At 74.4% G+C, this 14190-nt stretch carries 9 protein-coding genes and 2 tRNA genes; 4 read left to right on the forward strand and 7 right to left on the reverse strand.

Features of this window, described 5'->3' with window-relative positions; all coding sequences use genetic code 11:
- Positions 1-30: 30 nt before the first annotated feature.
- The 3 genes from ACFVFS_RS02845 to ACFVFS_RS02855 form a co-directional block, all read right to left on the reverse strand.
- Positions 31-1128 (reverse strand): DMT family transporter, encoded by a 1098-nt coding sequence (locus ACFVFS_RS02845; protein WP_380619336.1) that lies wholly within the window; start codon positions 1126-1128, stop codon positions 31-33.
- Between the two features lie 119 nt (positions 1129-1247).
- Entirely contained in the window at positions 1248-3752 is a 2505-nt protein-coding gene (locus ACFVFS_RS02850; protein WP_380619338.1) for a transglycosylase domain-containing protein, read from the reverse strand.
- Positions 3753-4007: 255 nt separating this feature from the next.
- Positions 4008-4081 (reverse strand) — tRNA-Lys (locus ACFVFS_RS02855).
- 222 nt (positions 4082-4303) lie between these two features.
- On the opposite strand from ACFVFS_RS02855, the gene ACFVFS_RS02860 reads away from it, so the two are divergent.
- Together ACFVFS_RS02860 and ACFVFS_RS02865 are read left to right on the forward strand one after the other, a co-directional pair.
- The gene (locus ACFVFS_RS02860; RefSeq protein WP_380619446.1) at positions 4304-5053 is read left to right on the forward strand and encodes a DUF998 domain-containing protein; all 750 of its coding nucleotides are present in this window, start codon (positions 4304-4306) and stop codon (positions 5051-5053) included.
- A complete protein-coding gene (locus ACFVFS_RS02865) occupies positions 5050-5940 on the forward strand; it encodes an alpha/beta fold hydrolase (protein ID WP_380619340.1) in 891 nt (296 codons plus the stop codon). The genes ACFVFS_RS02860 and ACFVFS_RS02865 overlap by 4 nt, the downstream gene beginning before the upstream one ends.
- Before the next feature lie 145 nt (positions 5941-6085).
- Here ACFVFS_RS02865 and ACFVFS_RS02870 read toward each other — a convergent pair.
- The 4 genes from ACFVFS_RS02870 to ACFVFS_RS02885 all read right to left on the reverse strand — a co-directional run bounded on the left by ACFVFS_RS02870 (position 6086) and on the right by ACFVFS_RS02885 (position 10384).
- A tRNA-Lys gene (locus ACFVFS_RS02870) sits at positions 6086-6159 on the reverse strand.
- A 90-nt stretch (positions 6160-6249) separates the two neighbouring features.
- Positions 6250-8376 (reverse strand): dipeptide ABC transporter ATP-binding protein, encoded by a 2127-nt coding sequence (locus ACFVFS_RS02875; RefSeq protein ID WP_380619342.1) that lies wholly within the window; start codon positions 8374-8376, stop codon positions 6250-6252.
- Complete coding sequence (locus tag ACFVFS_RS02880) at positions 8373-9287, reverse strand: ABC transporter permease (protein WP_380619448.1); 915 nt, start codon at positions 9285-9287, stop codon at positions 8373-8375. The genes ACFVFS_RS02875 and ACFVFS_RS02880 overlap by 4 nt, the downstream gene beginning before the upstream one ends.
- Positions 9288-9400: 113 nt before the next feature.
- Complete coding sequence (locus tag ACFVFS_RS02885) at positions 9401-10384, reverse strand: ABC transporter permease (RefSeq protein ID WP_380619344.1); 984 nt, start codon at positions 10382-10384, stop codon at positions 9401-9403.
- A gap of 387 nt (positions 10385-10771) precedes the next feature.
- On the opposite strand from ACFVFS_RS02885, the gene ACFVFS_RS02890 reads away from it, so the two are divergent.
- Complete coding sequence (locus ACFVFS_RS02890) at positions 10772-12475, forward strand: ABC transporter family substrate-binding protein (protein ID WP_380619346.1); 1704 nt, start codon at positions 10772-10774, stop codon at positions 12473-12475.
- Between the two features lie 497 nt (positions 12476-12972).
- Positions 12973-14166: a low temperature requirement protein A gene (locus tag ACFVFS_RS02895; RefSeq protein ID WP_380619348.1), complete on the forward strand. Its 1194-nt coding sequence runs from the start codon at positions 12973-12975 to the stop codon at positions 14164-14166.
- Positions 14167-14190: the final 24 nt, after the last annotated feature.

Genomic DNA, 14190 nt, shown 5'->3' on the forward strand with positions numbered 1-14190 from the left:
GGCGATCACCCGCCGCCCCGGGCGGAGCGGCTAGCGCCGGTCCCGCTCCCCGCCGCGCCGGCCCTCGGCCTCGGCCGCCCGGGCGAGCCGCTCGCCGAGCGCCGTCGCCCCGGCCGGCACCGCGCCAGTCCCGGTGTCCGTACCCGGGGGCGTCCCCGCCCCCGTTCCCGCGCCCCGCGCCCGGTCCGGCCCGGCCGCCTCGGCGGGCTTGCCGGCCTGGGCGGCGAACGCCCCGGCCAGCACCAGCAGGCCGCCGGCCGTCTGCGGCAGGCCGAGGTGCTCGCCCAGCAGGACCCAGGCCAGCACGGTGGCCACGACCGCCTCCAGATTGGCCACCACCCCGGCGACCGGCGGTGACAGGTGCTGGACGGCGACGACACCGGTCAGATAGGCGAGCACGGTCGCGACCAGGACCATCCAGGCCGCCGGGAGCAGCGCGGGCAGGGTGTGCCCGTTCATCACCACGTCCCCGCCGAGCTTCCCCCAGTCCGCCTGCCAGGGGCGGGTCACGGCGGTGAGCACGACGGAGCCGATCAGCAGGCCGTAGGCGCTGACGGCGATCGGGTCGACCGGGCGCTCGCCCCGGCTGCCGGCGTCGGCGAGCACGAAGTAGCCGACCTGGCAGCAGGCCGCCCCCAGCGCGAACAGGACGCCGAGCGCGTCGAAGCTCAGCCCGTTCCAGACCTCGACCACGCAGGCGAGCCCGGCGACGGCGACCCCCGCGCCGATCGCCGAGCCGCGGCTGATCGGTCGGCGCTGGACGAACCGCACGTAGCCGATGAGCAGCGGCGGGCCGAGGTACTCGATGAGCAGGGCGACGCCGACCGGGATCCGGGAGATCGCCGCGAAGTAGCAGGCCTGGACGCCGGCGACGGCGAGCAGGCCGAAGCCGATCAGCAGGCCGGGCCGCCGCCGGACGGCGTCGCGGTGGCGGTAGGCCAGCGGCAGCAGTACGACGGCGGCGCCGGTGACCCGCAGCCAGACCACGTGGAGGGGGGAGAGCCCGGCCTCGATCAGTGGTTTGGCCGCGGTGCCGGAGCCGCCGAAGGCGAACGCCGAGACGAGGGCGAGGGTGAGACCGAGGGTCCGGCCGGGGGAGCGGCCGAGCAGGGGGTTGGAGCTGTGCACCGACGAATTGTGACAGTGTTACCGGTTTTCGGTAAGGGGTCATTCCATCATTCGGTCCTGCACGGCGTTCTGCCCGGCGTCCTACCGGCGTCCTGCCCGGCGCCCCGTGGGAGCGTCCGCTACCCGGCCGATCCGGCCCCGGCCCCGGCCAGCGCACTCGTTCCGCCGGCGGCGTCCGTCCCGCTGCCGCCGCCGGACCCCGAACCCGAGCCGGAGCCGCCGGACCCGGAGCCGCCGCCCCCGGTCGCCGGCGGTGCCGTGGTCGGAGCGGTGGTGGGGCCGGTGCTCGGCCCCGGCCTGGTCGGCTTGCTGCTCGGCTGCGGGGTGGCCGGCTGGGTCGGCACGGTGCCCCCGCCGCCGGACCCGGAACCGCCCGAGCCACCGGAGCCGGTACCGCCGGATCCCGAACCCGAACCGGAACCGCCCGAGGACGGCGGGGCGGTGGGGTCGGTCGACGGCGGGGTGGACGGCGTCGAGCCCGCACCGCCGCCCGAGCCGGAACCGCCCTGGGAGGGCGCGCCGCCGGACGGCGTCGCCGACCCGTCGGGGGTGGCCGACGGCGTGCTCGTCGGACCGGACGAGGAGCCCGGGCCCGAGGAGCCCGAACCGCCGCGCGCGTCCTCCGCGCCCGAGGGGGCGGGGAAGTCGCCGACGGGCTGGCCCTTCAGGGCGGCCTTCATGTAGGAGGTCCAGATCTGCGCGGGGAACTGGCCGCCCGCCGCGCCGTCGATCCCGCCGGTGCCGCTCAGGCTGACCTGGGCGCCGCTGGCCGGGTCCTGCCCGAACAGCGCGACCGAGGTGACCAGCTCCGGGGTGTACCCGACGAACCAGACCGACTTCTGGTCGTCCGTCGTCCCGGTCTTGCCCGCCGCGGGCCGGCCCAGCGCCTTCGCGCGCCAGCCGGTGCCGCCCTGGTCGCTGACCACGCCCTGGAGCATCGCCGTGACCTCGCGCGCGGTCTGCTCGCTGATCGCCTGGGTGACCTTGTGCGCGGGCAGCGCGACCGGCTCGCCCTCGTGGCTCACCTCCTGCACCAGCCACGGGGTGATCTGCCGGCCGTCGTTGTCCAGCGTGGCGTACACGCCCGCCAGGTCCAGCACGCTCGGGGTGGCGGTGCCCAGCGGGATCGACGGCACCGGGTCCAGCCCTGGGGTGTTGCTCGGCAGGCCGAGCGCGATCGCGGTCTCCCGCACCTTGGCCAGCCCGGTGTCCTGGGCGAGCTGGGCGAAGGCCGAGTTCACCGACCAGTCGGTGGCCTGCTGCAGGGTGATCTGGCCGTAGCTCTTGTCGCCCTCGTTCGGCGGCGCGTACGGGGTGCCCTTCCCGCCGCGGACCTTGCGGCCGCTGGTGCCGTCGTAGACGGTGCGCGGGGTGATGGTCTGGCCGGACTGCGTCTTGGCGTCGTTCTCCAGCGCCGCGGCCAGCGCGATCGCCTTGAACGTCGAGCCCGCCTGGTAGTCCCGCCGGGTCGCGTTGTCGACGTAGTGCTTGGTGTAGTCGACGCCGCCGTACAGGGCGACCACGGCGCCGGACTTCGGGTCCACCGAGACGGCGCCGGGCTGGGCGGCGGCGTCCTTCTTCCGCTTCTCCGGGTTCAGGGTGTCGTGCAGCTGGGCCTGGACGGCGCCCTCCAGGGCCTGCTGACGGGCCGGGTCGACGGTCAGCTTGACCGTGTAGCCGCCCCTGGCCAGCTCGGACTCGCTGATGATCTGGTTGCCGGTGAGGTACTCGGTCGCGGCGTTGACCAGGTAGCCGGCCTGGCCGGACAGCCCGAGCTGGGTCTGCGGGTCCTTGACCTCGGGGAACGTGGTGGCGGCCCGCTCCTCGGCGGAGAGCCAGCCCTCCTTCACCATGCCGTCGAGCACGTAGTTCCAGCGGTTGACGGCGTTCTGCTTGCCCGCCGGGGTGGCGGTGGCCACGTCGTAGGCGCTCGGGGCGTTCAGCAGCGCGGCCAGGTAGGCGCCCTGGGCGGCGTTGAGCTCGGAGGCGTCGACGCCGAAGTACTGCTGCGCGGCGGCCTGGATGCCGTACGCGCCGCGCCCGTAGTAGGACGTGTTGAGGTAGCTGGAGAGGATCTCGTCCTTGCTCTCGGTGGCGTCCACCTTGATCGCTATGAAGAGTTCCTTCACCTTGCGGCTGAGCGACTGCTTCTGGCTCAGGTACGTGTTCTTCACGTACTGCTGGGTGATCGTGGAGCCGCCCTGGGTGCCCTCGCCCTTGGCGGTGTTGACGGCGGCGCGGACCAGGCCGGGTATGTTGACGGCGCCCTCGTGGTAGAAGCTGCGGTCCTCGGCGGCCAGCGTGGCGTGCTGGGCGGCGGGGGAGACCTTGTCCAGCCCGACGTTCTGCCGGTTGGTCTGGCCGGTCCGGGCGATCACCGAGCCGTCCTGGTAGAGCCAGGTGTTGCTCTGCGCGGTCGCGGCGGCGTGCGCGTCGGGCACCTTCACCAGGGTGATGCCGAGGGCGAAGAGGCCGACCCCGAGCAGCAGCGCGGTGGCGAAGCCGACCAGGGTCATCCGCCAGGTGGGGATCAGTCTGCGCCAGCCGGTGCGGCGGGGTCTGCGGGGGCGGCGGACCTTGGGTTTCCGGGTGCGCGGCGCGCCGCTCAGGGCGTTACGGGACAAAGCGGCGGCCTCTCCTGCGGGCGGGCGGCTGCGCGGCCGGCGCGACGCACGGGGGCGTGCCGGCTCACGCAGACGGGATCGTCGGCGGTCGGGGAACTTTGCCCCTTTTCCGGTTTACAGCCCAGAACGCGCCGAAGGTACCGGTTGGCTCCACGGCAGCGGGAAGCGAGACCGACATCACACACAAATCGGACGTCAATGGGCAGCGAAAAGCCGGAGAGCCCCTCGTGTGAACGAGAGGCTCCCCGGTGTCGGTGCGCCGCCAGGGACTCGAACCCCGGACCCGCTGATTAAGAGTCAGCTGCTCTAACCAACTGAGCTAGCGGCGCCTGCTGACGGGGAAAACAATACACGCTTCCGAGGGGTGCCTCGCACCACCGTGGCGTCACCGGGGCCGGGCTGTCCGTTTCCGACCGGTTGGGGTGGGGTTTACCGCCGGTTAGGGTGGAATCGTGCCCAGCTCCCACCCCGGTCGGCGGAACGCTCGGCTCATCCCCGCCCCTGCCTCCGCCTCCGCCCCAACCCCCGGCGTCAGCCGTGCCGTCGCCGCCCTGCTGCTGCTCAGCGCGGTCGCCTACACCGCGTGGGTCCTGGAAGTGGTGCTCAGCACCGGGCTCGACCCGGTCCAGGCGTACCTCAGCGAGCTGGCGGCCGAGGACCAGCCGCTGGGCGGCCTCTTCCGGGCCACCGACCTGGTCGCCGGACTCGCGGTGCTGGCGGCCGCCGTCCTCGCCCTCGCCGCGTTCCACGGTCCGGGCCGGGCGCGCGCCGGGTCCGGGGGCCGCCGGTCCTGGGCGGTGACCGGATGGGCCGCGCTCGCCCTGTTCGGCGCGGCCACCGCCGCCGACTCCCGGCTGCCGCTGAGCTGCGCGCCCACCAGCGACGAGATGTGCGCCGCCCGGGAGACCGCCGGGCTCGTCCCCGCCACCCACACCGCCCACGCCGTGACCAGCAGCCTCGCGATGCTCGGCGCCCTCGGCGGGCTGACCGCGCTCACCGTCGCGGCCCGGCGCCACGGCCGGTGGCCGTCGGTGCACCGGTACGGACCGTGGCTGCTGGGCGCCGAACTGCTCGCCACCGGGTGGAGCCTCGGGGCGATCGCCGCCTTCGAGGCGGGTCGCGGCACCTGGGCGCTGGGCGCCGGCCAGCGGCTCCAGGTGCTGCTCGTCGCGCTCTGGCTGGCCCTGCTCGCGGCCGCGCTGCGCCCGGGCGCGCACCCCGGCCCCGATCCGGGGGAGGGCCGCTCCGCCCTCCCGGTCACCGCCGGCGACCCCCGGCCCGACCGGAGGGACAGGGTGTGACCGGCGCGCACCCGGGCCGCGGGCGCGCCGCCGACCCGGTCTTCCTGCGGATCGACGGGACCCCCCTGCACGCGCGCGTCGAAGGGCGGGGCCCGGTCTGCCTGCTCACCGGAGGACTGGGCAGCAGCTGGTTCGACTGGGACCTCGTCGTCCCCTTCCTCGCCCCCTACCGCACCGTGGTCCGCTTCGACCGGCCCGGCTACGGCCTGAGCGCGCCCGAGCCGGCCGGCCGGCCGCTGCCGACCGCCGCCGGAGAGGCGCACCGGATCCGGGCCGTCCTGGACGCGCTCGCCCTGCCCGGGCCGTGCACGGTGGCCGGGCACTCGCTCGCCGCGTTCCACGTCGAGGCCTTCGCCCGGCTGCACCCGGCGCGGACGGCCGGGCTGGTCCTGCTGGACGGCAGCGTGGAACCCGAGCCGCGCCCGCTCCCGGCCCCCGGCCTGCGCGACGTCGCGGCGCGCGCCGCCGCCGGGGCGGCCACCGCCGCCGCCGTGCCGTACCTGCTCGGGCCCGCCGCGCGCCGGCTGGCGGCCCGGGCCACCACCGTGCGGCGCGAGGACCTCGCCCCGGCGCCGCTGGTCCGGCGCTGCTACCGCACCGGGCGCTCGCTGCGGGCGCTGCTCCGGGAGAACACCCGCTACCTGGACATGGCCGCCGAGCTGGCCGGACTGCGCGGCACCGCACCGCTGCCGGCGGGCCTGCCGGTCACCGTGCTCGCCGCGGACGACGGCCTGCGCGGACGGCGGACCGAGGAGTGGCTGGCCGCCCAGCGGGAACTGGCCGCGCTGCTCGGAGCCGAGTACCGCAGCACCGCCCCGGCCGGGCACCTGCTGATGTTCGACCGCCCGGACGCGGTGGCCTCGGCGGTGCTGGACACGGCGCGCTGACCGGACGGCCGGCGTCGGGCTCCGCCCCGTCCCCGGCGGACCCCGCTCCGGTCCGAGCCGGGGCCGCCGTGACCCGGTCGGCCGGTGGGCCCGGGAAACGCCGAAGGTCCCCCTCGCTGCTGCGAGGGGGACCTCCGACCGTCGGTGCGCCGCCAGGGACTCGAACCCCGGACCCGCTGATTAAGAGTCAGCTGCTCTAACCAACTGAGCTAGCGGCGCCTGCTGACCTGGAAGACACTACACGCCGTCCGGCCGATCCGCCGAATCGGCGCCCTCCGGTGACCCTGAGTGACCGGCGGGCGGGCTCGGTCACTCCTCCGGGAAGTGGCAGGCGGCCTGGTGGTCGGCGCCCACCGGATCGGCGCCCACCGGATCGGTGCCCACCGGATCGGCGGCGGGCGTGAGCGGCGGCGCCTCGGTCGCGCAGCGCTCGCGCGCCGCCGCGTCGAGCCGGGGGTGGACGGGGCAGCGGGCCCGGAACGGGCAGCCGGTGCGGCGGACGGTGGGGGAGGGCGGGTCGCCGGCCAGCAGGACGCGGGTGCGGGTACGTTCGGCGGCCGGGTCCGGCAGCGGGACGGCGGAGAGCAGCGCCCGGGTGTAGGGGTGCCGGGGGCGCTCGAAGACGGCGGACACCTCGCCCTGCTCGACCGTCCGCCCCAGGTACATCACGCTGACCCGGTCGGCGAGGTGCCGGATCACCGAGAGGTCGTGCGAGACGAAGAGGTAGGACAGGCCCAGCTCCGCCTTGAGCGACTGGAGCAGGTTGAGCACCCCGGCCTGGATCGACACGTCCAGCGCCGAGACCGGCTCGTCGAGCACCAGCAGCCGGGGCCGGACGGCCAGCGCGCGGGCGATCGAGATCCGCTGCCGCTGCCCGCCGGAGAACTGGTGCGGATAGCGGACCGCGTGCGCCGGGTCCAGGCCCACCTGGCGCAGCAGCTCGGGCACCCGGCCGGCGATCTCCTCCTTCGCGGCCCGCTGGGCGCGCAGCGGCTCGGCGACGATGTCGCCGACCGGCATCCGGGGGTCGAGACTCGCCATCGGGTCCTGGAAGACGATCTGCAGGTGCGACCGCATCCGGTGGGCCTCGGCGCGGGAGAGCCCGGCGGTGTCCCGGCCGAGCAGCTCGATCCGGCCGGACTCGGGGGCGGCCAGCCGCAGCAGTTCGAACAGGGTGGTCGACTTGCCGGAGCCGGACTCGCCGACCAGGCCGAGCGTCTCGCCCTCCCGGATCGACAGCTCGACGCCGTCCACCGCGTGGACCGAGCCGATCCGCCGCTTGAGGACGGTGCCCTTGAGCAGCGGGAAGGTCTTGGTGAGCCCGGTGACCTCCAGCACCGACGGACGCTGCGCCCGGGGGAGCGGCGGGCCGGCCGCCGGGAGCTCCGGCACGGGGTACACCTCGCCGGGCGCGGGCCGCCGTTCGGCCAGCTCGCCGGCCCGGACGCAGGCGGCCAGGTGGCCGTCGCCGACCAGCGGCGGTTCCGCCGTGCGGCAGCGGTCCTCGGCGAGCGGACAGCGGGCGGCGAACGGGCAGCCGGCCGGCAGTTCGGCCATCGGCGCGGGCGTGCCGGGGATCGGGACCAGCGGTCCGCGCCGTCCGTCCGGCCGGGGGACGGCGCCGATCAGGCCGAGCGTGTACGGGTGGCGCGGCGCGGCGAACAGCTCGTCGACGCCGGCCGTCTCGACCACCCGCCCCGCGTACATCACGGCGACCCGGTCGGCCATCCCGGCGATCACCCCGAGGTCGTGGCTGACCAGGACGAGCGCGGCGCCGGTCTCCCGGCGGGCGGTGCGCAGGACGTCGAGCACCTGCGCCTGGATGGTGACGTCCAGGGCGGTGGTGGGTTCGTCGGCGAGCAGCACGTCGGGGTCGTTGGCGACGGCCATGGCGATCATGGCGCGCTGGCGCATGCCGCCGGAGAACTCGTGCGGGAAGCTGTCCAGGGCGCGGCCGGGGGCCGGGATGCCGACCAGGTCGAGCAGTTCGGCGGCCCGCCTGCGGGCGGCGGCCCGGTCGAGGCCGGTGCGGTGGACGCGCAGCGCCTCGACGAGCTGCTCGCCGATCCGGTAGACGGGGGTGAAGGCGGAGAGCGGGTCCTGGAAGACCATGGCGATCCGCCGGCCGCGGACGGCGGCCAGCTCGCGTCCGGGCAGGCCGACCAGCTCCCGGCCGTCCAGCCGGACCGAGCCGCGGACCCGGGCGGTGCCGGGCAGCAGCCCGAGGACGGCCAGCGCGGTGACGGACTTGCCGGAGCCGGACTCGCCGACGATGCCGAGGGTCTCGCCGCGGCGCAGGGCGAGGTCGACGCCGCGCACGGCGGGGACGGGGGCGGTGCCGCGCGGGCCGGTGAAGTCGACCCGCAGGTCGCGCACCCGCAGCAGCGGGGTTCCGGCGGCGGTGGTCGCGGTGGTGGTCCCGGCGGTGCTGGTCACGTGCGGGTCCCCTTTCTCGGGGCGCGGTCACGGCCGCGGGCGCGGCGTGGCCGCCGGGCGGCATCGGCGGTGGGGTCGAGGGCGTCGCGCAGCCCGTCGCCGATCAGGTTGACGGCCAGCACGAAGAGCACCAGCAGCCCGGCGGCGAAGTAGAACAGCCAGGGGAAGACCGGCGCCTCGCTGGTGCCGGCGGCGAGCAGGGTGCCGAGCGAGACGTCCGGCGCCTTCACCCCGAAGCCGAAGTAGGAGAGCGCGGTCTCGCTCATCACGGCGCCGCCGACCGCGATGGTGGCGTCGATGATGAGGAAGGAGGCGACGTTCGGCAGCACGTGCCGGGTGATGATCCGCAGCGGGTGGACGCCCATGAACTGCGCGGCCCGGACGAACTCCCGCTCGCGCAGCGAGATCGTCATCGAGCGGACCACCCGGGCGGTGATCATCCAGTTGAACAGGGCCAGCAGCAGTACGAAGGCGAGCCAGCCGGAGCCCTTCAGCCGGGGCGAGACGATCGTGATGATCAGGAAGGCGGGGAAGACCAGCATCAGGTCGACCAGGAAGGTCAGCAGCCGGTCGGTCCAGCCGCCGAAGTAGCCGGCGCAGGCGCCCACCAGGGAGGCCAGCACGGTCGAGAAGAGTGCCACCAGCAGGCCGATGACCAGCGACTTCTGCAAGCCGCGCAGGGTCTGCGCGAAGACGTCCTGGCCGATCCCGTTGGTGCCGAACCAGTGCGTGGCGGAGGGCGGTTGGCGCAGCGCCCCGTAGTCGGGCGCGGCGTAGTCCCAGGGGGTGAGGTACGGGCCGCCGAAGGCGAGCAGGAACAGCAGCAGGACGACGACGGCGCCGGCCACCGCCCCGCGGGCGGCGAGCAGCCGGGCGAGGACGATCCGTCCCCGGCCGGCCGGCCCGGGCACGGGTCCGGCGGGGGACCCGGACCCGGCGGGAGAGGCGGGGCCGGGTGGTTCGACGGGCTCGGCGGGGCCGGCGGGGCCGGTGATCGCGGCGGTCACGGGGTCTCCTCCTCGGGTCAGGACCGCACGCGCGGATCGAGCGCGGCGTGCAGGGTGTCGGCGAGGAAGCCGGAGGCGAGCACCACGACCGCAGCGAACAGGTTGACCGCGACGACCGCGTTGACGTCCTGCTCGTTGACGGACTGGATGAACCACTCGCCCATGCCGTGCCAGCCGAAGATGGTCTCGGTGAAGGCGGCACCGGTGAAGATGCCGAGGAAGCTGTAGGCGAACATCGTCGACATCGGGATGACCGCCGTCCGCAGCCCGTGCTTGACCAGGGCCCGGCCGCGGGTGAGGCCCTTGGCCTCGGCGGTGCGCAGGTAGTCGGAGCCGAGCACGTCGAGCATGGTGCCGCGCTGGTAGCGGCTGTAGGTGGCGAGGCCGCCGAGCGCCAGCGAGAGGGTGGGCAGCAGCAGGTGCAGCGCCCAGTCGGCGAGGTGCGCGCCGAGGCCGCCGGTGAGCCCGGGCGTCTCGTACCCGGTGAAGGGGACGACCTCGTGGCCGACGGCGTCCTTGGCGGCGATGGCGCCGTTCTTGAGGAAGAGCGCGACCAGGAAGACCGGGGTGGAGAGCAGGACGAAGGACAGCACGGTCAGCAGCCGGTCGGAGATCCGGTACTGGCGCACCGCGCTCCACGCCCCGGCGGCGACGCCGAGCACCATGCCGAGCAGGCTGCCGACCAGCAGCAGCCGCAGCGAGACCCAGACCCGGCGGCGGAAGTCGTCCAGCACGGGGGTGTCGTGGATGGTGCGGCCGAGGTCGCCGTGCAGCAGCAGGCCGCCGGCCCAGCGGCCGAAGCGCTCGACGACCGGGGTGCGGTCGTTCAGGTTGAGGTCGGTGAGCTGGCGCTCGACCGAGGCGGCGGCCGGGCGCGGCACCTTGGCCTCGAAGTAGGCGCGCGGCTGCAGGGCGGCGCCGGCCAGCGCGTACGCCAGGAAGACGGCGGCGACCAGCAGGACGGCGTAGTAGGCGAGCCGCTTGGCCAGGTAGCGGAGCATCAACGGCCGCCCGGGGTGCGGGTGGGGCCGACGCGTCTGGTGGGCATCGGAGGGTGGCCTTCGGGTCGGCGGCGAGGGTGCGGGAGCGGCTCGCCGGAGGGGCCTCGCCGGAGGAGCGGGAGCCCCGCGCGAGGGTGGTCGGCCGTGCTTCTTGACCGTGGTCAGGAAAACGCAGGTCAGAGTGTGGCACCGGTGCGCGGCCGCGGTGTTGCGGCCGTGTTGCACCCCGTTTCGTTTGGATCAGGTGTCAACTCTGCCCCCTGGTACTCGTTCTGATCGGCTGTTACGTTCGGTCCCCGGCACCGACTTGGCTGCCCACGATCAAGCCTCGCCACACCTTGCGACGCTCACCTCTCACCACTCGCCGGACATCACGGGGGGACCCTCATGGACGCTTCCGCCACGCCCGCGCGCCGACTCGGCCGCGCCGCCGCCCTCGCCCTCGCCGTCGCCCTGGCGGCGACCGCGTGCAGTTCGGGCGGGGGCTCGGCGGACACCGCGGTGAGGAGCGAGGCGCCCGGGCAGGGCTCCATCGACATCAACGCCAAGCCGCTGGACCAGGTCCGCGACGGCGGCGAGGTCCGCTTCCCGCTCTACCAGTGGATCACCCAGTGGAACCCGTTCCAGGTGGACGGCCGCTACGGCGACGCGGTCGAGATCATGCGCACGCTGGAGCCGAGCCTGTTCAGCACCGACGAGACCGGTACCTTCAAACCGGTCGCGGACTACCTGCTGGACGCCAAGGTCACCTCCGCCTCGCCGCAGGTGGTCACCTACCGGCTGAACCCGAAGGCCAAGTGGTCGGACGGCAAGCCGCTGAGCCACCTCGACTTCAAGGCCGACTGGGAGGCCACCAACGGCAGGAAGGACGGCTACAACATCGCCGACTCGGCCGGCTACGAGCTGATCTCCGCGGTGGAGCAGGGCGCCGACCCGAGCGAGGTCAAGGTGACCTTCTCCGAGCCGTACGCCGACTGGCAGAACCTGTTCCGCCCGCTGATCCCGGCGGCCGGGATCGCCACCGCCGACGACTTCAACAAGGGCTGGGTGGAGCGGATCCCGATCACCGCCGGCCCGCTGAAGATCGGCACCGCCGACAAGACCGCGCAGACCCTCACGCTCGTTCCCGACCCGAACTGGTGGGGCGCCAAGCCGAAGGCCGAGCGGATCACCTTCCGGGTGATGGCGCAGTCGGCGACCACCCAGGCCTTCCTCAACAACGAGATCGACTTCGCCGCGGCCGGCACCGCCACCGCGTACGGGCAGCTCAAGGACGCCAAGGACGCGGTGATCCGGTCCGCCAGCCCGTGGGACGAGGTGCACATCTCCTTCGGCGGCGGCGGTCCGCTGGCGGACGTGAGGGTCCGCCGGGCGCTCGGCCGGGCGCTCGACCGGGGCGCGCTCATCAAGATCGCCAACAACGGCGTGCCGGTGGAGTTCAAACCGCTCGGCAACCACATCTTCATGCCCAACCAGACCGGCTACCGGGACAACGCCGGCGAGTGGGCGACCTTCGACCTGGCCGCCGCGAAGGGGCTGCTGGACGAGGCGGGCTGGAAGGAGGCCGGCGCCGGCCAGCCCCGCACCAGGGACGGCCAGGCGCTGACCCTGCACTGGGTGCTCAACGAGTCCACCCCGCAGGCCCAGGTCGACCTCGCCACCGCGGCCCAGGCGATGTGGCTGGCGGCCGGCGTCAAGGTGGAGATCGACAAGGTCGCGGCCAACGACTTCTTCACCAAGTACGTCAACCCCGGCAAGTGGGACATCGCCAGCTGGCGCAACACCGACTCGTTCCCGCTCTCCAGCAGCCTGACCAACTTCCGCCTGCCGCAGGGTGACAACGTCTTCGGCAACTACTCCAAGCTGGGCAGCGAGGAGATCGACGCGCTGCTCAAGAAGGCGGCCGGCACGATCGACCCGGTGGAGGCCGCGAAGCTCTACAACCAGGCGGACGCCCGGATCTGGGAGCTCGGCCACACCTACGAGCTGTACCAGCGGCCGACCGTGGTGGCGGCCCGCAAGGGGCTCGCCAACTACGGCGCGTTCGGGCTGGCGAGCACGGACTACACCAAGGTCGGCTGGGAGAAGTAACCGGGGCCGGGGACGGGAGCGGGTCCGGCGGGGCGGTCCCCGGCGGCCGGGCGGGCGCACGGCGGGCACTGGCGAGCAGCGCGGTGATCACGAGGCGGGTGGTGCGGACAGGGGAAGACCGGCGTCGCCGCCCCCGCTGTCCTGCCACCCGTCTTGACCTTCCGCGATGCCCGCAGGCCGCCCGTGCCGCAGGGCTCGTCCCCGGGCCCCGTTCGCTTCGAACCGGGGACGAATCTAGCGGGGCGGTCCGGGTCGTCGCCTCGTACGGCGCGGGCGCGCCCGGAAACCCGCCGTGCTGTCACCCGGTTCGCGCACCGGGTCGTCAACTCTCGCTGACGTCAGGACATATTGCGACACAACAGGTCAATTATCGCACTCGGGGGCGCAATCGGGCGCTCTCGGACGCATTCCGGTGCGCTGTGGTGCGTGCGCGGTGCCCGGCGCGCTGCCAGGATGCGGCGGGTACAGCCCGCCCGTCCGCAGCCCGGAGACCGTCCATGAGCAGCGACTCCACCGCATCCCCCCACCCGCACCACGCCCGCCCGCGCACGGTGCGCCGGATGGTCCCGCGCAGCCGGGACGAGCCGCACCGGGTCGCCACCCCGCTGGAGCTCTTCTTCGACCTCTGCTTCGTGGTCGCCGTCGGCCAGGCCGGCCGGGAGCTGGCCCACGACCTCGCGGGCGGGCACTGGGGCGACGGCCTGAGCGGCTACCTCTTCGCCTTCTTCGCGATCTGGTGGGCCTGGATGAACTTCACCTGGTTCGCCTCCGCCTACGACTGCGACGACGTCCCGTACCGGATCACCACCCTGGTCCAGATCGCCGGCGTGCTGGTCCTCGCGGCCGGGATCCCGCGGCTCTTCGCCGACCAGGACCTCGTGCTGGTGGTGCTCGGGTACGTGGTGATGCGGCTGGCCATGGTCACCCAGTGGCTGCGCGCGGCGGCCGCCGAGGAGGGGCTCGCCCGTACGGTGGCGCGGCGCTACGCCGTCGGGATCACGCTCTGCCAGATCGGCTGGGGCGTGGTGCTGCTGCTGCCGCACGACGTCCGCACGGTGATGATCCCGATCGGGATCCTGGCCGAGGTGGCCGTGCCGGCGATCGCCGAACTGCGGCTGCAGACCCCCTGGCACCCGCACCACATCGCCGAGCGGTACGGCCTGTTCACGCTGATCGTGCTCGGCGAGACGGTGGCCGCGGCGACCGTCGCGGTGCAGTCCGCGGTGGACGAGCACGAGGGGCTGGGCCGGCTGCTGCCCGTCGCGGCCGGCGGTCTGCTGATCTGCTTCTCGGCCTGGTGGATCTACTTCGCCCGGTCGGTCCACGAGCACCTGCGCTCCAGCCGCCAGGCCTTCCTCTGGGGGTACGGCCACTACCTGGTGTTCGGCTCGGCGGCGGCGATCGGCTCGGGGCTGGAGGTGGCGGTCGAATCGGCCGTGCACAAGGCGCACATCTCCGAGACGGCCGCCACCGCGACGGTGACCGTGCCCACCGCGCTCTACCTGTTCACCGTCTGGGCGCTGCACGCGCGGCACTCCAAGAGGGGCGCGGCTCAGCTGTCGGTGCTGCCGGTCGCCTCGGTGGTGGTGCTCGCCTGCACGGCGGCGGGCGGCTCCGGCGTCCTCGCGGCGGGCCTGGTGACGGCGGCCGCGGTGGCGGTCGGGGTGGCGCTGCACGCCAGGGAGCGCTGAGCGGGGGCGGGCGGACGGCGCTGC

It is taken from the genome of Kitasatospora sp. NPDC057692 (assembly GCF_042799475.1).
Lineage (GTDB): Bacteria > Actinomycetota > Actinomycetes > Streptomycetales > Streptomycetaceae > Kitasatospora.

Bases quoted from the DNA above. Each gene is read 5' to 3' on its own strand.
- ACFVFS_RS02885 (WP_380619344.1), bottom strand. From the start codon at position 10,384: ATGCTCCGCTACCTGGCCAAGCGGCTCGCCTACTACGCCGTCCTGCTG.
- ACFVFS_RS02890 (WP_380619346.1), top strand. From the start codon at position 10,772: ATGGACGCTTCCGCCACGCCCGCGCGCCGACTCGGCCGCGCCGCCGCC.
- ACFVFS_RS02895 (WP_380619348.1), top strand. From the start codon at position 12,973: ATGAGCAGCGACTCCACCGCATCCCCCCACCCGCACCACGCCCGCCCG.